Origin of the sequence: Capnocytophaga cynodegmi DSM 19736 (assembly GCF_000379185.1) — a bacterium.
Classification (GTDB): domain Bacteria; phylum Bacteroidota; class Bacteroidia; order Flavobacteriales; family Flavobacteriaceae; genus Capnocytophaga; species Capnocytophaga cynodegmi.
Map to the genome: position 1 here is coordinate 1 of NZ_KB900737.1, position 25,408 is coordinate 25,408.

Annotated in this window: 12 protein-coding genes; 8 read left to right on the plus strand and 4 right to left on the minus strand. The window is 35.7% G+C overall.

The features are described 5' to 3' along the window. Positions 1-206: 206 nt before the first annotated feature. Both YW9_RS13180 and YW9_RS0110615 read left to right on the plus strand, forming a co-directional pair. Positions 207-566 (plus strand): hypothetical protein, encoded by a 360-nt coding sequence (locus YW9_RS13180; protein WP_155848772.1) that lies wholly within the window; start codon positions 207-209, stop codon positions 564-566. A gap of 286 nt (positions 567-852) precedes the next feature. Then, positions 853-5,385 (plus strand): Ig-like domain-containing protein, encoded by a 4,533-nt coding sequence (locus tag YW9_RS0110615; protein ID WP_018280149.1) that lies wholly within the window; start codon positions 853-855, stop codon positions 5,383-5,385. A 66-nt stretch (positions 5,386-5,451) separates the two neighbouring features. Here YW9_RS0110615 and porV read toward each other — a convergent pair whose 3' ends face one another. The 3 genes from porV to YW9_RS0110630 form a co-directional block, all read right to left on the minus strand. Further along, the gene (gene porV / locus YW9_RS0110620; protein ID WP_026193983.1) at positions 5,452-6,606 is read right to left on the minus strand and encodes a type IX secretion system outer membrane channel protein PorV; all 1,155 of its coding nucleotides are present in this window, start codon (positions 6,604-6,606) and stop codon (positions 5,452-5,454) included. A 222-nt stretch (positions 6,607-6,828) separates the two neighbouring features. Next, a complete protein-coding gene (locus tag YW9_RS0110625; RefSeq protein ID WP_018280151.1) occupies positions 6,829-8,040 on the minus strand; it encodes a site-specific integrase in 1,212 nt (403 codons plus the stop codon). A 268-nt stretch (positions 8,041-8,308) separates the two neighbouring features. Next, complete coding sequence (locus YW9_RS0110630; RefSeq protein ID WP_018280152.1) at positions 8,309-8,818, minus strand: gamma carbonic anhydrase family protein; 510 nt, start codon at positions 8,816-8,818, stop codon at positions 8,309-8,311. Positions 8,819-9,067: 249 nt separating this feature from the next. Between YW9_RS0110630 and YW9_RS0110635 the strand changes: the two genes are divergently transcribed. From YW9_RS0110635 to YW9_RS0110660, 6 genes are all read left to right on the plus strand, one after another. Next, positions 9,068-11,722: a glycoside hydrolase family 2 TIM barrel-domain containing protein gene (locus tag YW9_RS0110635; RefSeq protein ID WP_155848773.1), complete on the plus strand. Its 2,655-nt coding sequence runs from the start codon at positions 9,068-9,070 to the stop codon at positions 11,720-11,722. Between the two features lie 130 nt (positions 11,723-11,852). Further along, positions 11,853-14,669 (plus strand): TonB-dependent receptor, encoded by a 2,817-nt coding sequence (locus tag YW9_RS0110640; protein WP_081615907.1) that lies wholly within the window; start codon positions 11,853-11,855, stop codon positions 14,667-14,669. Positions 14,670-14,696: 27 nt separating this feature from the next. After that, positions 14,697-16,295 carry a hypothetical protein gene (locus tag YW9_RS0110645; RefSeq protein ID WP_155848774.1) on the plus strand — a complete coding sequence of 533 codons (1,599 nt, stop codon included), beginning with the start codon at positions 14,697-14,699 and terminating at the stop codon, positions 16,293-16,295. 26 nt (positions 16,296-16,321) lie between these two features. Further along, a complete protein-coding gene (locus tag YW9_RS0110650; protein WP_040354154.1) occupies positions 16,322-17,872 on the plus strand; it encodes a hypothetical protein in 1,551 nt (516 codons plus the stop codon). Positions 17,873-17,899: 27 nt separating this feature from the next. Continuing rightward, complete coding sequence (locus YW9_RS0110655) at positions 17,900-19,189, plus strand: purple acid phosphatase family protein (RefSeq protein ID WP_018280157.1); 1,290 nt, start codon at positions 17,900-17,902, stop codon at positions 19,187-19,189. After that, positions 19,189-21,213 (plus strand): alpha-galactosidase, encoded by a 2,025-nt coding sequence (locus tag YW9_RS0110660; RefSeq protein WP_197070107.1) that lies wholly within the window; start codon positions 19,189-19,191, stop codon positions 21,211-21,213. Before YW9_RS0110655 ends, YW9_RS0110660 begins: the two co-directional genes overlap by 1 nt. Positions 21,214-21,215: 2 nt before the next feature. Here YW9_RS0110660 and YW9_RS0110665 read toward each other — a convergent pair whose 3' ends face one another. Next, the gene (locus tag YW9_RS0110665) at positions 21,216-25,208 is read right to left on the minus strand and encodes an ATP-binding protein (protein ID WP_155848775.1); all 3,993 of its coding nucleotides are present in this window, start codon (positions 25,206-25,208) and stop codon (positions 21,216-21,218) included. Positions 25,209-25,408: the final 200 nt, after the last annotated feature.

A 25,408-nucleotide genomic window follows, 5' to 3' on the forward strand; every position in this document is an offset into this window, starting at 1 on the left:
TATATATATAAAATGATTTTTCTCTCCTGTGGCAAAAGAACATACGCGATTTTTTTAACAAAGAAGACAGCAAAAACAACCAATTACGAATACAAGAAATTTATACTTATAAAGATAATTTTATCGTAGTATCTACTTTCGGTATTTTAAGTCTGAACCCACAAGATGGTTCACTTATCTGGAAAACAGAGTCTTACGCTCGTACTATGGAGGTCATTGGTAACTTTGGTTATGTTTGTACAAGTTTATCGCTTTACAGAGTCAATCTTGATAATGGCGAAATGTACGATTATGACAGGAAATATTCACGACTTCCAGATTTTGAGTACGAGGGCAAAACTTATTGGGCGGCAGGGCATAATGTGGTTTATAATGAAGGATTACTTTGGTACTTGGTTTATGATGCTGGAGATTCCTTTGTTATTGCTATCGACCCAGAAACGGCTAATTATCAATGGATACACAAAATAGACACTTACGAAAAAGCCGATAAAATAGAATTTCACGATGATAAAATGTTTATTTCTGATACTGGCGGGGATTTGTTCATTTACGAGCGAAATTAAAGGGGCTCAATATACGATTATTAAGAAATGTGTTTGTAAATTGGATGATGTATCAAATGTATTGTAAAAACAATTTTTAAATGCGTTAAATATCAGTTTTTTATGAAATTATATTTTACGTTTTGGTAAAATGCTCTATTTCTACTTTTGAGAAGGATTAGAAGCGTTTCAAATAAGTAAGGTAATACTTTGTATTTAATTTTTGTATATCTTTGGAATTTCTTTATAAGAAAACAGAAGTAGATTCTTTGATTTTTACAGAATCATCAACTTTAATTGATTCACTATGGTACGCATTTTTCTTTTTTTTGTTTTGTTTTTGTCCTTTTTTGAGGTTATTTTTTCTCAAGAACATCCTTTGGGAGCGACTTTTGAGCAAACTCGCTGGGCAGAAACCTTAGAAGACATCACAGAGCTTCCTGTTGGTATACGAGAGACGAAGGATGGGATGGAATATGCCATTATCATCACTCAAGCTACTTTTTTGCCTGAGCAGACGTTAGTCAATGCGTATGCTCGTCTTACGGTACCTGATAGTGAGAGTCCTACGGGTAAAAAGCAGCTTTTTTTTGGAGCTACGGGGCTTTCGTTTTCGTATGAAGGACAAATAGTGGGCGATATGCGTCTTTCTCTTTTGGGAGATTTCACGGTGAGTTCCAACAAGAATTGGGAGTTTTTGCTTCGTGGTGGAGGCATTGATACACGCACGGGTGATACGGTTGGTGATTTGACGTATATTACCTTTGATTGTGATGGTTTGCGTGAGATAGCCTTAAATGGCGTGATTCGCGTATCTCCGCAGTTGATAGTGCCTGTTGATGAGCGTACATATACCCCGATACTTAACGGAAGAGTAGAAACTTCAGTGGCTTTAAAGGCTGAAAGCTGGAACAATCTGCTGTTAAGGGTTTCTTTACCTGCATTTGCCATTACCAAACAAGTACAGAACAGTGACCGAGGTGCTTTTGTGTTTGAGTCAGAGGACATCATTCTGGATATGAGCGACACGCATAATGCAGAGGGGATGTTTTTGCCTCAAGGTTATGAGGAGTATTTAGTAGCTGAAGCGGAGTCGTGGCGTGGTTTTTATATGGGTAAATTAAAAATTACCTTACCAGAAGAATTTAAAAAGTCCGAAGCGAGAGTGAGTTTTTCGGCAGAGCGTTTTATTTTGGATTCGTACGGCGTTTCGGGTAGTTTTTCAGCGGAGAACTTAATTTCTCTTAATGAAGGTACTACGGCAGGCGGAGAAAATGCGTGGCGGTATTCATTGGATTTTATTAAAGCAGATTTTATGGCTTCTAAAATCAAGGGAGGGGCTCTCTCTGGGCGAATGTTGCTTCCTATTGAATCGGCTGATGATTCAGAAGATACGGCTGATGTTGCTGCTAATGACAAAGCGAAAAAATCAAGTGAAAAAGGTATTCTTTTTACGGGAACTTTTACCGATGATGACTATATGCTTAGGGCTTCCTCTTTGGAAAAGCTCAATTTTGATTTATGGAGAGCCCAAGCCACTATTGAACCATCGTCATACCTTGAGTTGAGAGTAAAGAATAAGAAATTCATTCCTAAAGCGGTTCTTAACGGACAAATGTCTCTGCGTGAAAATAGCACTGATAAGAACAGCTACGAATTTAACGGTATCACTTTTCGCAAATTTACACTTCAAACCGAAGAACCTTATATTTCTGCAGAACATTTTGGAGTTACGGGTGAGCAACGTTTAGCTAATTTTCCTGTAAGTGTGAAAGATGTGAATGTCAATTTCAAAGGCAATAGAGCGATGTTGAATTTTGGCATTCGTGTAGGTTTACAGAAAGATAAATTTTCTGCCGAAGGAGGATTTAGTATTTATGCTAAAAGAGAAAAGGCTTCTTGGCGATATGACACTTTTGACGTCAGTGAATTAGCCTTAAATAATGTAGATGTTGTGGTGGCTACTGTGTCAGGAAGGCTCAAACTGATGAAAGATGACCCACTTTATGGCAATGGTTTTAGAGCGATGTTGGCAGTAGAGATTGAAAATCCTGCCATTAAGGTAGATGCTAATGCCGTATTTGGGAATAAGGATTTTCGTTATTGGGGGTTTGATGCTGCTGTTGATGGTTTAAATATTCCAGCTTCGTTTGTGAATATCACGGGCTTTGTTGGAGGAGCTTACTACCGAATGCGTCCTGAAGATGGTACAATGGCCAATAAAGACAAGGAAGGTAATATATCGGGGATAAAAAGAGCCTTTGAGCTTATTCCAGATGCATCGGTGGAATTGGAGTTAAAGGCTGGTGTATTAGGAGCTTTTCAGAGTAAAAATGTAGCTTCTTTTATGGCTGTTTTAAGCCTCCAAACCAATAAAAAAGGAGGACTTGCCCGTGTTGGTATTGATGGGGAGGCTACCATAATGTATGCTTTACAGGACAAATTGGATAATCCTTTTGAATCTCTGCAAGAGGGGTTTACTTCGCAAGTAAATAACCTGATTAATATGGAAAAACTTAAGAAGAATGATTTAGATAAAGTTTTAGTGTTGGATAATAATAACACTCCTTCACAAGTGGATGTTTCTTTGGATAAAAATGGAAAAGTAAAGCAAGCTCCTATTTATGCTACAATGGCAATGAATTATGATTTTAGCCAAAAAGCCTTTCACGCCAATATGGAAGCTTATGTAAATGTTGCCGGAGGTGTTATAAAGGGTAAGGGCAACAACGGACTGGCGGGGAGAGCTGTGATTCATATCGACCCTAAAGATTGGTATATTCATATTGGTACTTCGCGTGAGATGATAGGCTTGCAAGTAGGTTTTGGTAACTTAAGTGTAGATGCACAAAGTTACTTTATGATAGGAACGAAAATTTATGAAACTCCCGAGCCTCCTGCCAAAGTAGCTGAAATTTTAGGAATGAAAGCAAGTAACTTAGGGTATATGCAAAGCCTCAATCAGGTTAGGGAAGGAAAAGGATTTGCTTTTGGCTCTCATTTGAATTTTGATACGGGCGATATCAATGCAGGATTTATTTATGCTCGATTTGCTGCGGGTTTAGGTTCGGATATAATGCTGAAAAACTATGGCAATACTCATTGTAAAAACCGCAGTGGAGAGCTTGGAATCAATGGTTGGTATGCCAGTGGGCAAACGTATGTTTATCTTCAAGGAGAGTTGGGAATACGAGTACGATTGTTTTTTGTTCGCAAAAATATTCCAATTCTTAAAGCGGGAGTTGCTGCTATTTTGCAAGGGTCAGGACCCAATCCTTTTTGGGCGAGAGGTTATTTGGGCGGATACTACAACGTATTGGGAGGGCTTGTTAAGGGTCGCTTCCGACTCAAAATGGAATTTGGTGAGCAGTGTGAGCTTGCTCAGCAGGAAGTTTTAGGCGGAATGAAAATCATTTCCGAAGTGTCTCCTTCTGATAAGAGCACGAATGTAGATGTGTTCATTGCTCCTCAGGTAAGTTTCAATCTTGAAGTGGAAAAACCTATTGTTATTCCTGAAGATGATGGCGACCATACGTATGTTGTAAAATTGGAAAAATTGGAAATGACCGATGAAAAAGGTGGTACAATTAAAGGCAAATTGGAATTTGGAAAATCTTCTGATGTGGTGAATTTTATTCCTACAGAGACGCTTTCTTCTAATACGAAATACAAAATTACCGCTCAGGTGAGTTTTCAGGAATTAAAGGGCAATTCCTATCAAACTGTGATGGTAGATGGCAAGAAGGCTTTGGAGGTGGAAGAACGAACTTTTGTTACGGGAGTAGCTCCAGAATACATTCCTAACAAAAATATCCAATATGCATATCCAATACTTGACCAAAAAAACTATTTTGTAGATGAAACCAAAAATGCGTTTATACAGCTCAAGCAAGGTCAGGCGTATTTGTTTGAGTCCGATAACTGGGAAACACAGTTATATTTGATTTCAGAGAACGGAAATAAACTAACAGCTCAGCCCAGTTATAATGCTGCTAAGAATGCAATTACCTATACAATGCCAAAGCTTGATACAGGGGCAAAATACACCCTTTCCATAGTAAGTTATAGCAAAAATAGTATGAAAAAAGGCAAAATAACCACATCTGAGAGAGAAACAAAACGAGTTGAAGGGGGGTACGATACCATAGAAAAAGAGACTTCTGCTGCTTTCAAAAGCAACAAAGCCCAAGCCTCTGTTAAAGAAGGAAGTTTCGAACGATTAACGTACAGTTTTAAAGCTAGTAAATACAAATCACTCAAACAGAAGATGAATGCTTTTAAAACGGAGCGAAAACTTTGGGATAAAATCTCTTCGGACGTAGTGACGTTATTTAACAATATGAATACAGACGAATCTTTTGAAGTTACTGAGCTTTTAGGAACAGTATACACCGACGGAAAGCCTTTGTTTTATACAGAGGCGGTATTGGATGATGCTTACGATGCTGTATTTAAAAAATATTTATATACAAATCCGCAAGTTATCAGTATCTTAAGAAGAGGTTCATCGAATGAAAAAATAGGTTTTCCTCCTAAAGAGGCAATCTCTGTGGTGAGTTCGTATGCGGAAAATTTACAAAATAATTCACAGGGTTCCATACTTAAACGTCTTTTTCCGTATCGTTATGATGTGTTAGTATATTACAGAAATGACTGGACTGAACTTGGCAGACGTATTTCAGATAATTTAACAAGAGGCATATTAAATCCTACTTGGGAGGCTGAATTTATGGAACGAAACTTCCCTGCAATTCCTGAGAAAAAATACAATGCAATTTTAAAATATCGCCTACCTAATGGGGAAATCACATCAGAAGTACCATACTATTATCAATTTTAATGTGTAAAGAAGCAAAGTCCATTACTTGATTAATATTGATTAATACAGTAATGGACTCTTTGTGTTTTAAAGCTTACATTGTAGTGCAATTCTTAAAGAAGAGCTCATTGGGTTATTTGTTTTTGCTGTTGAAAAAAGGTATGAAAAATCAATTTGCCACGATTGTATTCGAAACCCTGTACCTAATGTCAGATACTTTCTGTCTCCCTTATTTTTGTGCTGATTGAAATAACCTGTTCGTACAAATAAGGTTTCATTATAGGCGTATTCAAAACCTAATGACCAAGAAATTTCTTGTAATTCCTCCGAAAAACCATTAGGGGCATCGCCAAATGATTGGAAAATACCTTGCAAGAAATCAACATTTGGGCTTTTTCCCGCTACAATTTCAGTAGGTTCAGTAGGCTCTTGAATGCCATTGCCATTAGTGTCATTAAAACCATACTTGGCTGGTGAAGGAACGAGTAATTTATTGATTTCTAAAAGAAACTGAAAATGGTTGTAACTATTAGTTTGTAAGTTGTACCCCGCACCTAATTTAAGGTTGGTAGGTAAGAAAAAAGTCTGTCCTAATTTTTCATATTGCACTTTACCACCAATGTTTGAAATTTGGAATCCCCAAGTATATTTTCCGAAATAATTACCTATTAGATGTTCCTTGGAAGAATAGAAACCGCAGATGTCAAAAGCAACCCCTCTGGCTACATTGCTTTCTTCTATAGGGAGCCTTAAATTTGAGTTCAAATAACGAGTGGTAATACCCATTGCGTAGTGAGAACTCAGCTGCAAACTATAGGAAACGTCAAATGTAAATTCAGAGGGACGAAAATCTCCCAGAATGTAAATGTCTTTACCAAAACCGCGAGTAAGTGTTACATTTCCTATATTGAAATAATTAAAGCTTCCAGCCCAAGCTCCTCGCTTTGTTTTTTTGTAGTATACAAGATTTCCTATGAAAATATCTTGTACTGCCCGATTTAGATAGGGAGCATACGCCATTGCAAAGGCAGATTTTTCCTTTGCAAAAATATATTTGGAAGCATTCCAATGTTGAGAAAAAACGTCTGGTGTTGAGGCTACTCCCAAGTCTCCCTTACCACAAGCTATGGCATCAGTACCTAGTAATAAGAAAGGAAATGCAGTTGAAATAGGGCGTTTCTCTTGTGGAAAAACATAACAAACACCAATCATAAACACAAGTACTGAAAGGAAAGACTTCATAACTATCTTATTTTTGGGAATGTAATATTAATGATGTCCTCATATCTCTAGGAAAGCATTCTGAAAAAACTTTCTGCAAATATAGTTTTTTTCAGTTAAAAGTTAATTATAATATAAATAATTAAACTGATGACTTACGATGGGATTACTTGCGTTTAGTATTAATCGTTCAAGCAATGGGATGATTCAAATTTTTATGTTAGGTCAATATTATAATTCTAATTAAATCAAAGCCATATCAATAATTTCATCTAATTTCTTGTCCGGTAACGAATTGAGATAAGCCATCGTAGAATTAATATCTTTCTGTCCTAATGCTTGTCTGATAATATCTACTGATACATTTTTAAACTTTAAAGCCGTAGCAAAAGAATGTCTAGCACAGTAATAGGTTATATGTTTATTAATTCCTAAATTTTGGATAATGACCTTTAAACTTGGGTTGATATATTTGTTCAAATATTTGTGAGATTTATTTTTCAAATAAGTAATATCTGCATTATTATTCTGCACGATATTGAAAAGATATTCAGAGGAATCATCCGATAGGTATTTTTTCATAATATCTTTGTTGTATCCAGCTAATTTAAAGGTCACGGGTACATTTGTTTTGGTTCTGATAAAAGTCAAATTTTCGCTCGATAATGCACTTTTCTTTAGCTTTAGTAAATCTATAAAGTTAATTCCTCTTGAGTAGTAGCTAAATAGAAACATATCTTTTGCAAAAGCTTCTCGATTATCTTTGGGTACATAAGTCTTCAAAGCCTGAATTTCATCTTCATCTAAAAACTCTTTTTTAGCATCGGTTTTTATTTTTGAAATCTTGTAATCCTTAAAGGGATATTGTGCTTCTTTAATGATTTTTGAAGTAATGGCTTGATTAAAAATATAGCGCATCGTTCGCATCCTGATAGCTATCGTTGTTGGTGAATTACCTTTTTCATAGCAATAGAATTCATATTTTTTCAATGATAAAAAAGTTATCTCATTAAATCCGATTTCTTTCTTGTTAAAAAATTTTTGTAGTGAATTTAGAGTATCTTTTTCAATTCTTGCTGAACCTATCTTACCTGAAACTTTTTGATTGTTTATACTTTGTAATAAATACTCTGTGAAGGAAGCAGTCTTATTTTTTCCTTTGTATTTTTTTACACTTTCTATAAGGTCAGGTAAGGAATAGGGAATATTTCTATCTTCAAAGTCTTCAATAATATCCTGAATAATCTTTTTATATTTTTCGATAAAGGTATTGAGTTTTTTGTGCTCAGGGTGGTTTTTCTTTACTCTCTCTGTTTCATAGCTCCATTGTTCTTCCTTACAAGATTTCCTGATGGATAAACTTGTGTTTTTTCTGTCTTTTATAAACGTAATGATGATACTTCTTTCACCATTTACTTTTGGGTTGTTTTTAAGTGTGAATTGAAAAGTGGTCATAACTTTTGACGAACATTTGACGAACATTAATGTCGTAAAAGTAACATAAAATAAGATAATAACAAAATTATTTTAGTGGCAATATGTTGATTTATAGTATAAATATAATAAAAATGGAATTAAATAAACTACAATAAACAATAAAAAATATGACTCATAATCAGGTGGTCGCTGGTTCGAGCCCAGCTGGGACCACAAAGAAAATAAAGGCTTTACAAGAATGTGAAGCCTTTTTTGTTTTCATTATAGAAATATCATAAAATTTCATCTAATCTTCAATCCACGAGGCGTATTTTACGTAATTATCAGCTGTTTTTCGTATAGATTGTTTTTGCTCTTCTGATAAACTCTTTATTTTCTTGGCAGGAACACCAGCATAGATGCTTCCAGACTCAATATGAGTATGCTCGGTAACTACTGCACCAGCTGCAATGATACTATCACTTTCAACAACGCATCCATCCATTACGATACTTCCCATTCCGATTAACACATTACTGTGAATAGTACAACCGTGAACGATGGCATTATGTCCAATAGATACATTATCGGCTATTTCTGTGGAATGTTTTTCATAAGTTGCGTGAATAACAGCGCCGTCTTGTACGTTTACTTTATTTCCAATCTGAATACTATTTACATCGCCCCGAATCACGGCATTATACCAAATGGTACATTGATTGCCTACAGAAACATCTCCTGTGATTGTTGCATTTTCAGCAATAAAACAATCTTCTCCAAAAGAAGGCTCTTTTCCATTAACTTTTTTGATAATCATCTTGCTATATTTTTTGATGAAAATTCAATTGATGAAATTTCATTGCCACGAAAATACAGAATTATTCTTTATGATTGATTAATTTTTCAGAAAAAATATTATTTATAAATGATTATATTGCTGATTTACAGATGTAAATTGGGCTTTCTAGCTGATGTGAAAAGAGAAGGTAACCCAATTCCTCTTTTTCGTAACATTTGAGATAGATTTATTATTTGTATAGGAGTAATTTAGCCAAAAAATAAATTTATGAGAAGGTACATCTGTATGGTAATGGTGATTTTGTTTGGTTACAAATTCACATTAGAAGCCCAAATTCGTTCTGTTGGACGTTCGAAAGTTAGTTTTGATTCAGGTTGGCTATTCCAGAAGGATAGCATAGGAGATGCTGTTCTTCCTAATGCGGATAGTTTTAATTGGCAACCGGTTCAGTTACCTCACACGTGGAATGATAAGGACGTTCTTGCTGATGGGAAAAGAGGCTATTACAGGGGAATTGCGTGGTATAAAAAGTCTTTTCGATTAATTCCTGAGTCTGGGAGGCAATATTTCTTACAATTTGAGGGATCTAATCAGGTTACAGAAGTTTTTGTAAATGGGAAATTTGCAGGAAAACACATTGGTGGTTATAGCTCTTTTAATGTGGAACTGACACCTTTTTTGAATCTATCGGGAGAGCAATATATTTCTGTAAAGGTTGATAATAGTTTTGACAAGAATATTCCTCCTCTGTCAGCGGACTTTACATTTTTTGGCGGTATTTATCGTCCTGTTCATTTAATAACTACGGGAGATAAACACTTTAGTATGTCCGATTACGGAGGTCCAGGGATTTATATTTCAACACCTAAAGTTTCCGAGAAAAAGGCAGAAGTCATCATTGAATATCATCTACAAAACAAAAGTAACCAAAAGGTAAAACTATCGCTCGAAACCTTCATCAGGAAAGATACAGAGTCCGTTTTGGCAGAAAAAAGAAGCAACGTAACCATTGAGGCTTCTTCGAATATGATTTTTAAAGTCACATTTAAAAATGTAGAAAATTTTGAATTGTGGAGTACCGAAATGCCTGTGGTTTATTATGTGGAAAGTAGTTTGAAAGAAAATGGAAAAACTCTTGATAATTTAACACAACCCTTGGGCTTTAGATGGTTCAGTTTCGATGCGAACAAAGGATTTTTTCTGAATGGGAAAAACGTAAAATTAATTGGAGCGAATCGCCATCAGGACAGGATTCCGTATGGAAATGCATTAACTAATGATATGCATCGGCAAGATATGCAGTTGTTAAAAGATATGGGAGCTAACTTTCTGCGAAATGCACATTATCCACAAGCAACTGAAATTCTCGATAATTCAGACCAATTAGGTTTTGTTGTTTGGGAAGAAATCCCGTTGGTAAATGAAGTAAATGTGAGTGAAGAACATAACCAAAATGCTGAGAATATGCTCAAAGAAATGATTAAGCAGCACTATAATCATCCTTCGATATTTATATGGGCATATATGAATGAGATTTATTGGGCACATCGTTTTAAACCAGAACAAGAAATTCCTGAACGCAATAAAGCCACACTTGAACTAACACAACGTTTGGAAAACTTAACCAGACAAACAGACCCATATCGTTACACTGCAATTGCGATGCATAATTATGCGCTTTATGATGAATCGGGAATTGGAGACATTCCTATGATTGCAGGGTGGAATTTGTACCACGGTTGGTATTATGATAAATATGAGGATTTTGGTAAATATATGGACGAACAACACAAAAAATATCCTAACAGAATTCATTTCATTAGCGAATATGGTGCTGGTTCGGATGTGCGCCTTTATTCTGAAAAGCCTGAAAAATTTGACTTCACAATGGAAGAACAGGTTCGTTTTATACAATCTTTAACCTCTCAAATCATTGCACGTCCTTATATTTCTGGTGGAGCAATCTGGAATTTGGTAGATTTTAGTTCAGAACGCCGTGTAGATGCCACTTCGCATATGAATAACAAAGGTTTGGTTACACACAATCGTAAGCCAAAAGACGCTTACTTTTTGATGCAAGCACTTTTGTCTGAAAAACCAGTTGCAACATTTGGCTATCCTTTCCGAACAGATTGGAAGCATATAGCTACATCGCCTTCAGATACACTTGTTCCAGTTCGTATGTATGCCTTTTCAAACCGTGAGAAACTTTCTCTCTTAATTAATAATCAATTCCACTCAGTAAGCCAAACAAGAAATGGAATGGCAGTATGGGATTTATCTCTGCCAGAAGGGAAATATGTATTTTCCTTACAAGAAAATGGTAAAAATGTTCAAGATAAATTAGTTCAAACAAAACTAATTCCTTATCAATTTAAAACTAGTAAAGAAATAGATATCGCGATGAACTTGGGGGCAAATTATGCTTTCATCGATTCGCGAACGGGGCAGTACTGGCTTCCTGAAAAAGAATATTCTGAAGGTAGTTTTGGTTTTATTGGAGGGAAACAACTTTATGTTGGGGACAAGATAGGGACAAAAGAAGATATTCTTGCAATAGACGAAGAAGACCCTCTTTATCAGGCGGTTCGTGTGGGTATGTCAGAGTTTAAAGCAGATGTACCTAAAGGAGTTTATGAGGTAGAAGTTTTAATGGTTGAGTATGTTCCCAAATCTCGGCGTTTTGCAGATGAAGACAAAGAAGTAACGCGTCAGCCTAATAAACGTATATTTAGTATTTTCGCAAATGAATCTTTAATTGAGGAGAACTTAGATTTAGGAGTAAATTACGGATTAAACGTTCCTTACCGACTTGTATTCAAAACAAAAGTGACAAAAGATAATGGCTTGTCAATTAAATTTCAGCCGATAAAAGGAGAGCCTGTCGTTAGTGGGATTCGTGTCAGAGGAGTAGGGTATTGACTTAGTGAAATAATTGTAGAAAAATGTAACGCAAATTCTATTTTTAGTAACATAAGTTATGTTTGTATTTAATAAAGTTAGACTAACTTAGCGGTGATAAAACTCAAAGAAGAATAAAAATAAAAAAGCAATGAAAAATATCTTTCTGACATTACTAACGTTAATAAGTATTTTGGCAGCCAACGCACAAACTTATGAGATAAAAGGGCGAGTAGTTGATGATGCTACCAACGAGCCTTTGCCAGGAGTTAGCGTTTATGATGCTACAAATTTTAATGGGACAGCCACTGATTTGGAAGGAAAGTTCCGTTTGGGGAATTTGAAAAAAGGGGAAACAAACATCACATTGTCTTGTTTGGGGTACGAAACACAACAAAAAGTGATAAAAATGCCCTCGGATAAGGAAGTTGACCTACAGATACGTCTAAAACCTAGTAATCTTAATCTGGGAGAAGTGGTTGTAGTTGGCAGTTTTGAAGGACAACAGAAAGCTCTTAATCAACAACGGGTTGCTCATAACATAAAGAATGTCGTTTCAGCTGACCTCATAGGGAAATTCCCTGATAAGAATGTTGCTGAGTCATTACAACGTTTACCTGGAATTAATATCGCTAGAGACAAAGGAGAAGGAGCTTCTGTTTCTATCAGAGGTACACCACAGCATTTTACTAATATCAGTATTAATGGAGAGCAATTGTCATCTGTTCAACAAAGTGGTTCAAGAACGGAGGGACTTGACCTCATTCCAGCCGACCAATTAGGAGCAATTGAGGTTACCAAAACGCTAACTTCGGATATGGATGGTGATGCAATAGGCGGAAATATCAATCTGCAAACTCCCACAGCACGTTCCATCAAATTGCAATTAAAAGGAGATTTAGGAAAGGGGTTTAATGACCTTTCAGGTAAGCTCAATTCAATTGGTAAGATGCAAATTAGCCGACGGTTTTCAGTAAATGATAATCATAGTAATGGTCGGTTAGGAATTTTACTCAGCGGAAGTTATTATAGCAATAATAATTCTGAAGATAGAATGGATGCCACTTGGTCAGGTGTCAAAAAGAAAGTAAAAATGGTAAACGAAGGCTTAATTATGCCAGAGTATTATCATTTTCGGAAAACAGAAAATAAACGTACTCGCGTAGGAACCACAACTACAATTGATTATAAAGTGAAAAATCACGAAATTATTTTCAATTATATGTACAATTACAGGGAAGATGACGATGTGCGTAATCGTATGCGCTTTGATTTAGACCGAAGTACTTCTCAGTGGATTTCACACGACAGCTTACTCGACGGTAGAATCCGAAGAGATATTAATATTTGGAAAGAAATCAAGAAAAATCATAATTTTAATCTGGAAGGAAATCATAATTTAAATGGTTGGATGGTGGATTGGGGAGCTTTCTACACCACATCTAAAAGAGAGTATTCAAGTACACGAGGTGATTTTTCTCATGATGGAATATCTATCGTAGCAGACAATAAGCGAGGAATAATGGATGAAGTCCCGCAATTACGTCCAGAACATCCTTACAATATTAAAAATCCACTCTTGATGAATGATTTCAGACGTTATGAAGAAGACAGTGAGTACACTAAGGCTTCCAATTTGGTCGGAAAATTTAATATTAGTAAAGATTATATACTCAAAGGTTATAGTGGAAATATAAAGTTTGGTGGGAAGGCACGTAAAGTAACAAACAATAAATTCCGTGATAATCACGTTTTCTCATTTTTTGATCCCAACAAAGTACTAAATTTAAAAGAAGCATTTGCCCACGTTGCAAGTGATAAAGAGCCAACAAATTTCTTGAATAATAGATATGAATTTGGACCAAGAATAGACAAAAATAAGTTTGAGAATTATATGCAAACTTATCGCAAATTACTAATTGAAGGAGATGATTCTTGGGACGCTGAACGTTTATCCAAAAATGATACTTACGAAGCAGAAGAAAATGTAAATGCAAGTTACATTATGAACCGAATTCAGCTGAAAGATTTACTCATTATTGCAGGGTTGAGGTATGAATATAACGATGTTCTCTATCACGCTTTTGATGTGAAACGTACTGGAACAACGGTAATTGCAACTCCTATAAGTGGAGGTACAAAATATGGTTTTCTTTTGCCTAACCTACAATTGAAATATGGATTAACAGAGTTTACCAATATCCGTGCTGCTTACACACAATCATATGCGAAGCCGAATTTCGTTGACATTGTTCCTTTTGTGAACTATGATGCTGATATGGCAAGGCTTTTTATTGGAAATCCAGAATTAAAACCTTCACTTTCAGATAATATTGATTTTATGTTTGAAAAATACAATAAGGGAGGTGGAGTTATCTCGGCCGGATTGTTTTACAAGAATATAAGTCGTTTTCAATTTTCACGCATTGTTCCGTCTTTATTAGAAGATTATCCTGGCTTTCCACAAACTGCAGGTTTTGAGTTCCGACAGGAACAAAACGGAGAAAAAGCTATTGTATATGGTTTCGAATTCAACTTGATGCAAAAATTGGATTTTCTTCCGAGCATATTTAAAGGTTTGAGTGCCTATCTAAACTACACTTATACGGGAAGCAAAGCCAATACACAGGACAGGACTGATATGCGTTTGCCTGGTCAAGCACTTCATACGGGAAATGCCTCTCTTTCTTGGGATTACAAAGGATTCTCCTGTAAAGCGAGTTTGAATTATAATGGTTCATACATTCATTCGGTAGCAAGTACCGAAAACGATGATATTATTCAAGATGAAAGATTTCAACTTGATGTTAACTTATCACAACGAATCAGTAAGAAGATAAGTATTTATGCCGAGTTTGTTAATTTAACCAATTCTCCGTCAATTCGTTATCAGGGGAATTCAAGTCAAATTTCAAGGATTGCCTATTTTGGTTGGTCATCAAGGTTTGGAATAAATTTCAGGTTATAGAAATAGAAAACTTTAAAATTTAGAAAGATGAAACTTAAGACAATGATATTCGTTATACTTTCTGTTATCGCAGTGGTTTCTTGTGAGAGAGAAAAAGTAATTGAACTTTCTGCTTCAACAATTGAAATAGAAAACTATTCTGGTGAAGTTATTGCACGAGAACCTTCAGAGAAGGTGTTTTTGAATGTTGTAGCTGAAGCTCCCGCAGGAATAAGTAAAATAGAAGTCCTTGTTTCGGGAAAGGTTGTTGCAACAGAAAATCCAGAAAATTCATTTACTTACAATTATGAATATGAGTACGATGTTCCTGCAACAGCCACTTTAGGAGAAGAAGTTACAATATCTTTTAAGCTCGAAGACAAACAAGGGCATAGTTTCGTAACGCCTACAGTGATTATAAGAGTTGCTCAACCCTTTGAAATTGCTGATTTTTCAATTGGAGGAAAGGCATTCAAGAAAATTTCAGGAAGAATCAACAAAAATATAGTACTTACCAACGACCAAAAGTGGCTAATTGATGGAGTAGTAAGTGTTGATGATGGAGCAAACCTCACTATTAACGAAGGTACTACTGTGTATTTCAGAACTTTTAATAGTAATAAGTACAGCCAGTTAGTGATTATGAGAGGAGGAAAAATTACAGCTTCAGGCACAAGACTTCAACCCATTGTATTTACCAGCGATAAGGTTTTATCAGGCACAGCATCTCGGGAAGATTGGGGCGGAATATACATCAATGGCTCAGCACCTACCAACGCTGCAACCACAGTATTACTCGATGGTTTTCGTTATGGAGGGAATAATCCTGATGATAATTCTGGTACGCTTAAATTTGTACGGATAGAGTATACAGGAAAAGGAGGATTACATTCTTTACAACTCAATGGAGTGGGGAGTAAAACGACGATAGAGTACGTCCAATCTTTTGATTCGTACAATAATGCTTTCCGATTGCGAGGTGGGCGAGTTTCCTTGCGTTACATAGCTGGGATACAGCACGGAGGATATGGCATATGGGCAGATGAAGGTTGGCAAGGCAATGGTCAGTTTTGGATTTTTCAAACTAATATAAAAGCGACACTAAATCCCGTAAATTATTGGAATCAAGCTCGTTCGATAGAGTTCCGTAATGATAATTCTATTTTTGATAAACAGCCTCGTACCACTTTCAAAGTAAGTAATGTCACTTTAATAGGAAATGGTTCCGGAGGGCTTGAATTTGGCACTCGTCGAGGCGTTCGTATCCGACGAGGTGCAGAGGGGTTATTTCATAATTCCATAGTTACTGAATTTCCGAGTGATGGAGTCCGTGTGGAAGATCTTCCGCTGGAAAGACTGGGGGTAACTACAAAAATTGATAACATTCATTCCTTTAATAACGCAATAAATTGGGAGCAAGAAGCTAAAACATTCTTTTTTGAGAGTGGAAAGTATAACTTATCGGAAAAGTCTGTTTCAGGAATAACGCGAGATAATTTTGTAGGAATAGCTCCTACCATATTTAATCCTACTTCTCTGGGAAGTTGGTTTGTTGATGCTCCTTACATAGGGGCTGTGGAACCTTCAAAAGATTGGACCAAAGGAGGGGAGTGGTTTAAAAACTACGATGGTACTCTAAGAAAATAAAAAAACAATCTAAAAATATAAATATTATGTTACGATGTAAAAAACAATTTTTTGTGTGCGTAGCAACCATAATTGGAATGCTATTTGTAGTTCTTTCTTGTAAAAAAGACAATCCAGAGTATAAAACACCTTTACTTTCATTGAAAAGTTCAGAGATGGTTGATTTGGCTCCTGGAGAAAAAACTGAAATAAAACTTACTCTCAATGGAGATGGAGGTGCAAAGTCAGTCATAGTTAAGAAAAATGGAGGATTTTTGAAAGAATTCCCAGTACACGCCACAGCTTCTGAGTTTATATACACTACTGAACCTATTTCGGCTGGACAGGAAGAAGGAGCAGAAGTGAAATATAGCTTTACTCTGGTAAATCAGAATGATGTTGAAAGTTCTGAAGTTCTTGTAGTAACCAAAGTTGCTTTATACGACAAAATTACCATAGGTTCAACTTCTCTTTTTAGTTTGAAAGTTGGTACGGAGGGCATTGTTCCTTCTGGAAAAAGTGTGAAGCTCATTAAAGGGAGAAACTATTTTGTTCCCGAATCACTAACTTTTGAGGTTGATTCTTCATTGGAAATAGAAGAGGGTGTACAGGTTTATATGAATGCTGAAGCTAAGGAAAAGGTATCAATCAATGTTTCAGGTATTGCAAAGATTTCAGGTACTGCAACAAATCCAGTTGTTATCACAAGTTCTAAAGTTCTTTCAGATGTTTCAAAGGCTTCAGCAGGAGATTGGGGTAGGTTTGCACTTATTGGTGCAGGAACAAAATCAGATAATGGTAAGATAAACTACCTTCGTTTGGAATATGGAGGCGATCGAGTTTTTCGTCTATCAGATGTAGGTTCTAAAACTCAAATTAGTCACATACAGGTATTTAATTCCGAAGGAGAAGGGTTTATGATAACAGATGGTGATGCTCAACTTAAGTATTTGGTAGCAACTGATTGCCGTGGAGGGTCGTATCGTTTGGGAGAAAAATATGAGGGAAAAATACAGTTTGCAATTTCTGTAAATTCCGCACGATTTGATGAGAATGATGATTTTGTTATTCGTGAAGAAGCGTCTCCTGTAATTGCTAATATAACGTTACTGGGAGCGGGTAAAGATGCTGGAAAAACGAATGGAATGAGAATGAGAGCAAAAGCTGCTCCGAAAGTATATAATGCCATCATAGCTAATTTCCCCAGAAGAGGTTTGCGTGCTGGCGATGATGTTAATATAACAGATTTGAAGGGTTCTGCTGTTTTTGCATATTCGTACATATTTGATGTAGAGGCAGATGCTTTTAGAGGAGATGCTCAAAAATTTGCAGGAACTTTCAATATAGAAAATGGAAATATTGAAACAAATCCTTTCCATAATAATGCAGTAAATTTTAAGGACAAAATATATACACTGAAAGCTATTGCGGGAATTGGACTAGCTGATTTTGTTCCAGATGTTGAGCAAACAAGTGAGTTTAATCCTGCTTCATTGGATACATTTTTCACTTCGGCAACCTATGTAGGAGCTATAAAAAATGGAAGTGAGGATTGGACAAAAGGCTGGGTAAAAAATCCAGATAACTCTGTAAGATGATTTTATGACAAACTAAATATGAAATAAATGAAAAATAATAGTCTCATAGCATTTTTGCTTTTGTTGTTCTTTCAGAACACTTTTTCACAGGTATCTCCTGAGTTACAAGCACGTTGGGATAAGGAGTCTTCTGTGCCAGAAAATCCGTTATTAGATCATCGCCCTACTGTACTCCCAGATAGGATAACACTTGTTCCGAGGGCTTCCAATAATGATGAAATTGCTGTAGTTTGGCGTACAGATACTTTGATAAAAGAAGGCACTTTGGAACTTGTCAAGGGTGATGATTATTCCTTTCCTAAGGCAAATCGTAAGCGAATAACTGCTTCGTATGAGGTTGTGCAATATAAGGATTATCCGATGCACTACCATAAAGCAATTATTTCTGGTTTAGAGTCAGGTAAAATTTATCGCTATCGTGTAGGAAAATCACCGCATTGGAGTGCGTGGAACACCTATGTTCACGAAAATCATACTGATACGCTCAAATTACTTTACTTTGGGGATACTCAAAACGGGATTTACAAACACGCTAAACGAATTTATAAAGAAGCCTTCCGAAAATTTGGACAAGCACAACTTGCAGTGTATGTAGGAGATATGATAAATCACGCTAATAATGATTATGAATGGGCAGAATGGCATACTTCTACAGCAGATATTAATGCCACAATCCCTGTAATTGCTGCACCTGGTAATCACGAATATTTGAAAAATCTTGAGGGTAAAAAAATAAAACTCTCAAACTACTGGACATCAACATTTCCTTACCCATACTCTTGGGATGCAGGACAATACTATTTAGATTATGGTTTTGTGCGATTCATTGTAATGAATTCTAACGAAAAACTCCACGAGCAAGGCAAATGGTTGGAACAAATTTTGTCCGAAACCGAGCAAGATTGGGTCGTTATCGTTGCACATCATCCTGTTTTTTCGGGGGCTAAAAAACGCATCAATAAAGGACTATTGGAGAATTGGTTGCCTGTGATAGAAAAATATAAGGATAAAATAGGACTCGTATTACAAGGACACGACCACACGTATGCAAGAGGAGGATTAGAAAACCGAACGGGTACAAAAGAAAAACCTTCACAACCTGTTTTTACAGTGACTGTGGTTGGCGACAAGTACTATGACCTTGATGAACAGAGTTGGATGGACGTTTCATATTCAAAGGTAAGTTCTTATCAGTATATTGAAATTACTAAAAGTAAAATCACATACAAAGCTATGAGTGAGGCTAATACACTTATAGATGAATTTGTGATTGAAAAAAAGAAAACCAGAAAATCTCGTAAAAAAAGTAAGAAATAATGTTGCGGAAATTATTTGTCATTGGGTTGTTTATTTGTGTGGGAGCTATTCATCATAGTTGGTCTCAATCGAATGTTTTTCAGTGGAAAAACTCAGAAACACTGATTGTTAATGACGGAATGAGTGAGCAAACCTACAAGTGGAAGGAAGGCGTTTTATGGCTCACTAAAGCAAAACCACTATCTCGCTCAATGACAGATATATTTCCCATTCCGATTCCAGACCGAACAGCGGAACAAGTTCCAGTTTCGTATTCTCAAAAATCTTATTACGTTGAGGCAACCGATAGAGTGTCAGGATATTATCAACTTGATTTGCAAACTGTTTATGCAAATTATGAAATTAAGAGAAGTCTGCGAGTTTATGATAATTCTTCTGGAGTTGAATGGTCATTGCAGGTAAAGGGAAACGGCTCTCTGTTTGAATCATTGGATATTTCCAATAGGGAATTGATAGAAGATGCTCATTTGCTTAGCACAAATGTTCCTTTCTATTTTTCTATGCCTTTTTCAAATCCTCACTTTACAACGAAAGTTGTTAGTTTTCAGGAGGCTACTGATCATCATAGTAACATAGTTAATATTCGTGAGGAATTGCCATATCGAAAACCGCAGTATTACAAGGGTTCTGTACTTATTGCTCAGGACAATCATACTTCGGATGTTCATTTGGTCGTAAAGATGTCTCCTTTGCAAGAAGCACAGTCCGCATATATGGGATTTGATTTTAGTACTGATTTTTCTGGTATAAAGGTACATTCGCCAGGTATTGTAACTTCTGAAAATGATTCTGAATGGCAGGAGGCTTACCGAGTTTTTTCAGTAATGTATGCAGGAAGCGAATCCGCAGCCTTGGACGCGTATAAAAAATATGAATTAAACACTCATAAGTATATTCCTGAAAAAGATAACACCTTCACAATGAACACTTGGGGGGATAGGAATCGTGATAGCCGAATAAATGAGAAATTCATTTTGAATGAGTTAGAAGTAGCAGCTCAACTTGGCATTACGAACTATCAAATTGATGATGGTTGGCAAAGAGGATTATCAAGCAATTCTGCAACAAAAACAAATTCAAAACTTTGGGATAGCTGGGAAAAATCTGATTGGGAGGTAAATTCGTCACGATTTCCCAATGGTTTGACAAAGATAACACGCAAAGCCAAATCGCTGGGAATTGGGCTGGGGCTTTGGTTCAACCCTTCAAAAAGTGATGACTATGCCAATTGGGAACGTGATAAAGATATTATGCTGGAGCTACATCAACAACACGGAGTTTCGTGGATAAAAATTGATGGGTTACGAATTGGTAATAAAAAGTCTGAAAACAACGTGAAGAAAATGTTTCAGATGACTCAAAAACAGGCTGATAACTTGCAGTTTAATATTGATGTTACTGCAGGAAAACGTGGAGGATATTTCTTTTTCAACCATTTAGGGAATATATTTTTAGAAAACCGTTATACAGATTGGGGAAATTACTATCCGCATCTTACTTTACGTAATGTATGGACACTAGCTAAGTATGTTCCTATACAGCGTTTCCAAATAGAGTGGCTTAATAAGTGGAGAAATAAATATAAATATCCGACAGACGATTTGCTTAAACCTTATGATGTTCCATTTGATTATCAGTTTGCTATAACTATGATGGGGCAACCCTTAGCGTGGATGGAAGCAACTGGCTTACCCAGCGAGGCTTTTTCTGTTGCTAAATTGATAAATCTTTGGAAAAGAGAACGAAGTGAAATGCAGAGAGGTATAATTCATCCATTGGGAGAAATACCCAACGGCTATCATTTTACAGGATTTGTAAGTTATACCAAGAATAAAACATACGTGCTGTTATTCAGGGAGAACACTTCTCAAAACATAGCTACTTTTAAATTGCCTTTGGGAGAAGTTAAAAACAAAAAATTTGTCAAAATCGCTGGGGAAGGTAATTTTATTAATGTAAAAAATACAGATTTTGAAGTTAATTTTTCTGCTCCTTTCCAATTTTTATGGGGATTTTTTGAATAAATTTATTTTCCTTTTTTTGAGAATTCTTTGGGAGAAATTCCGTACTTTTCCTTAAAGCATTTCAAGAAATAATTTGCATCCTGAAAGCCCACTAGGTCAGCAAGTTCTACAACTCGAACGTCCTCTTTTGAGAGTATTTCAGCAGCTTTTTTTAGACGAAAATCTCGCATATATTTTGAGGGAGAAATATCCAGTAATTTTTTCATCTTTCGATATAAATGCACACGACTTAAAGCAACGTCTTCACTCAAATTCTCAATAGAATACTCTGGGTTTGATAAATTTTTTTCGATGTATGAATTAATTCGGTGTAATAAATCATCATCAAATTTGTTGAATCGATTTTCTGCTTTTTCGGGTAGAGCATCTCGTTTGTATAGCTGGCGTAGATTTTTTTGTCGCCGTAAAATATTACTGATGCGTAGCTGTAATTCTCTGTGAGAAAAAGGCTTAGTGAGGTAATTATCTGCTCCAAGTTCAAGACTTTCCATTTTTACTTCCTGTTGTTGTATCGCCGTGATTAGGATTACTGCGATGTGGCTTGTTACGATGTTTGACTTTATTTCAGCACAAAGTTCTTTTCCGCTTTTGCCTGGGAGCATAATGTCTGAAATCACGATATCTATATCTTCTTCCTGCAGAATCTCAAGAGCTTCTTCGGCAGATGTTACACTCAGCACATTGAAGTTATTTGACAATCTCTCTGAAAGTGAGTTAAGTAGTGTGATATTGTCCTCAACAATCAGAATTGTATTTTTTTTATCAGTTTTTTCAGATACAAATATGGTTTCTTCGCTGCTCTCCAGTTGGGAGGTCAATTCCATAGGTAAAACGAAAGCTTCGTTGTGAAGCAATCTTTCAGAACCAGAAATATCAGCTTTTATGTTGGGAATAATAACTATAAATTTACTTCCTTTCCCTAATGTACTTTCCACTTCAATTTGTCCTTTCATCAAGTCTTTTACGATTGTTTTAACCAGAGAAAGTCCAATACCACTACCTGGAATTTTTTTGTTATCATTCTTATAAAAACGGTTGAAGATAAGAGGTAGTGATTCTTTTTCAATTCCTATACCTGAATCTTCCACCTTAATATGTAGGTTATAATTGCCTTTTTCGTTTTCAATGGTTTTTACTAAAAGGGAAACATTTCCGTCTTTTGGAGTATATTTTATGGCGTTTGATAACAAGTTCAAAAGTATTTTTTCAATTTTTTCTTTATCAATTAGTAAAGGTTTTTCAGTCACTTCTCGCATATTTATCTGCCAATTGATGCCATTTTGGGAAGCGAGTGAATGAAAAGAACTACTAACATTTTCAAGAAAATTTTTTAATAGGATAGGAACCTCATTGAGCTTTTCTTGGTTAGATTCAATCCGATTGATGGTAAGTAACTGATTGACTAAGTGTAATAGATTTTTTCCTTGATATTGTATGTTCGATATCTTTTTCCTTACTTTGGGTTGAAGCTCGGTTTCTTCCAAAATTTCCTCTACTGGACTTAAAATCAGTGTTAAAGGAGTTAGTATTTCGTGGCTTACATCCGTAAAATACTTCACTTTCATAGAATGCATTTCTTCTACTCGTTTCTTTTCAATTTCTTTCAAACGAATACGATGATTAAGCACAATTCGGCGTAACATATTTCTTCGAATGTACCAAATGATGATGAATATTACCAAAAAATATATTATAAATGCGGGAAAAGTAAGCCAAAAAGGAGGTTTTACTACGATAGGAAAACTGAGTTGCTCACCCCAAACCCCATCATTGTTACTGGCTTGTATCTTGAAAATATAGGAACCTTTGGGAATTTTACTATATTCTATAATTCCCTTTTCGGAAGAATAACGCCAATCGATATCAAATCCTTCAAGAATGTATTTGAAACGACTGTTTTCAGGCATCAAGTAATTCAAGCTCGTAAATTCAAGAGTAAGAGCTGTTTGGTTATGAGCCAATTCTATTTCTTCAGGATGTATCACTGAAATATTCTCCAATTTTGAAATAGAGCTAATGGGCTGATTGTTTACTTTTATTTCAGACAGATACACCTTAGGTCTGTGCTGATTTTTAGAGACTTTTTGAGGTTCGAACGAAACCCAGAGGTCTTTTCCACCCACAGCAAAAACAATCGGATTTGAATGAATGCAGAATGTAGCCCCTTGATTAATTTCAGAAATAGGGAAGCCGTTTCGTATGTGATAATTTAAAAAGACTCCATTAGCAAATTGCGAAACTCCATTGATGCTGTTTACCCATAAGTCCTCGCCAGAAGCCATTATACTGAAAATGGTATTGTTGAGTAAGCCATCCTTAGTGGTGTAATTTTCTACAATTTCCAAGTGTTTGTCCAGTACAAAAACGCCAAATCCGTCAGTACTCACAAAATATTTTTCTCCGATTGCTAAAACGTGGTTCACATCATCAACTTGTTCGATTTTTTGCTCAATTTTTCCTCCAGTTGAGTTTTCAAAGAGAATCAATCCTTTGCCTATTGTTGAAAGTAAGTAGGTTGTATTGTTTATTTTTAAAAGATGCTTCCCGAAGTTTTTACCGATGAAAGGATGAAGTTTCTTTGCAATGGGGAAGTCTGTTAGCTGATTTGTCTTGATATCAAAGAGATTCAATCCACCACTTTTATCGGAGAGAATCCATAATTTGTCATCTGATTCTTTTAAAATATTGTTTATAACACCAAGATTTGCCAAACCTACGGCTGTTATTTTGTCATTATGCTCTTTGTAAAGTCCTTTGCGTAATGTACCTATCCATAGAATATCAGTTGCAGAGTCGTAAAAAAGAGACTTGATAACAGCTCCATTTTCTATGCGATTTGTTCTTATTGTGTTGTAACTTTTGTCATATTCTATGAGATATCCGTTTTCAGTAGCTACAATTAAGTTTCCTTTTTTATATGTGAAAGCACTGGCAATATTATGTGAATTTTTGTGATTTTGAGTGTTTAGAGGGTGAGGTGTAAAACGTGAGAGATATTCATCACTCAATAGCAATCCGTCGTGGTATGTACCTATCCAAAGAGAGCTGTTTTTATCAATATATAGTGAACGAACAGAAGGGCTATCAATTAGGTGTGTATTATGGAAAGTATTTACCTCTTGTACAACTCCCGTTTTGGGGTCAAGTAATCTCACTCCTTGAAATCCGCCAACCCAAATGTTTCCGTCTGTATTCAAAGCCAGAGTGCGGATACTACCAAAAGCAATCAGTTTTTCTTCACTTGAGAATGACCAGTGTTTTTCAGGAATACCGTTAGAATCAAGTTGATAGATGCCGTTGTTATAAGTTGCAATATAAATCTTTCCGTTTGGGTGAAATAGAATATCTTCGATACGTTCATTTTCGCTTAGTGTTATATCTGTGGAATTATCCTTAATTTGTATGCCGTTTTTACTGATAGGGTCATACTTAAAAAGTCCCTTAGTTGCACTTGCTATCCAGTATTCGTTTCTGAAAGGTGACTTTACTACCTTTGCAACAGGAATGTCAGCCAGATTGACATTAGTAATCACTATTTCAGGTTTTGTAAAACGATTTTTTTCTGCGTCGTATTTGTAAATTCCTGTCCAGCCACAAGCCCAAACTTCTTCATCAATTACCGAAATAGAACGAATTTCTCTGTTATCAGACTCTCCTATTTCGTAGTTAGTAAAAGAACCTTTTTTTCGGCATAACAAACTTATTCCTTTGTTATGAGCTACCCATATATTGCCCTTTTTTCCATTGGCTATGTCATTGATATGATTACCAGCAATGCTTAGGGTATCACCTAAAATGTGTTTATATATTTTTATTTTATTTCCGCTATATTCATTAAGCCCATCACGTGTGCCAACCCACATAAAACCAAGACTATCCTGACTGATTGCCATTACCGTGTTTTGACTCAGTCCTTGTTCAGTGCTTAGTTGCTGTACGTAGATATTATTTTGAGCTTGAGCAGAAAAGTACCAACAGAAGATAATAAATCTCAATAAATTAGCAATTTTTAATATTTGAAGATTGAAGTTCAAGATTTGATACTTTTACTAAAAGAGGTTCGAATTTGGAAAGCAAGTTACAATATTTTTTACTATTATTGAATAAATATCGTATAAATTAACAAATCTATTTTAGTTATTATGTTGAAAATTAAATTGATATCAGTGAGGATTAATAATTTATTTTTTGCAAA

Bases quoted from the DNA above. Each gene is read 5' to 3' on its own strand.
- YW9_RS0110650 (WP_040354154.1), top strand. From the start codon at position 16,322: ATGTTACGATGTAAAAAACAATTTTTTGTGTGCGTAGCAACCATAATT.
- YW9_RS0110640 (WP_081615907.1), top strand. From the start codon at position 11,853: ATGAAAAATATCTTTCTGACATTACTAACGTTAATAAGTATTTTGGCA.
- YW9_RS0110615 (WP_018280149.1), top strand. From the start codon at position 853: ATGGTACGCATTTTTCTTTTTTTTGTTTTGTTTTTGTCCTTTTTTGAG.
- YW9_RS0110660 (WP_197070107.1), top strand. From the start codon at position 19,189: ATGTTGCGGAAATTATTTGTCATTGGGTTGTTTATTTGTGTGGGAGCT.
- YW9_RS0110630 (WP_018280152.1), bottom strand. From the start codon at position 8,818: ATGATTATCAAAAAAGTTAATGGAAAAGAGCCTTCTTTTGGAGAAGAT.
- YW9_RS0110645 (WP_155848774.1), top strand. From the start codon at position 14,697: ATGAAACTTAAGACAATGATATTCGTTATACTTTCTGTTATCGCAGTG.
- YW9_RS13180 (WP_155848772.1), top strand. From the start codon at position 207: ATGGAGGTCATTGGTAACTTTGGTTATGTTTGTACAAGTTTATCGCTT.
- porV (WP_026193983.1), bottom strand. From the start codon at position 6,606: ATGAAGTCTTTCCTTTCAGTACTTGTGTTTATGATTGGTGTTTGTTAT.
- YW9_RS0110635 (WP_155848773.1), top strand. From the start codon at position 9,068: ATGAGAAGGTACATCTGTATGGTAATGGTGATTTTGTTTGGTTACAAA.
- YW9_RS0110655 (WP_018280157.1), top strand. From the start codon at position 17,900: ATGAAAAATAATAGTCTCATAGCATTTTTGCTTTTGTTGTTCTTTCAG.
- YW9_RS0110625 (WP_018280151.1), bottom strand. From the start codon at position 8,040: ATGACCACTTTTCAATTCACACTTAAAAACAACCCAAAAGTAAATGGT.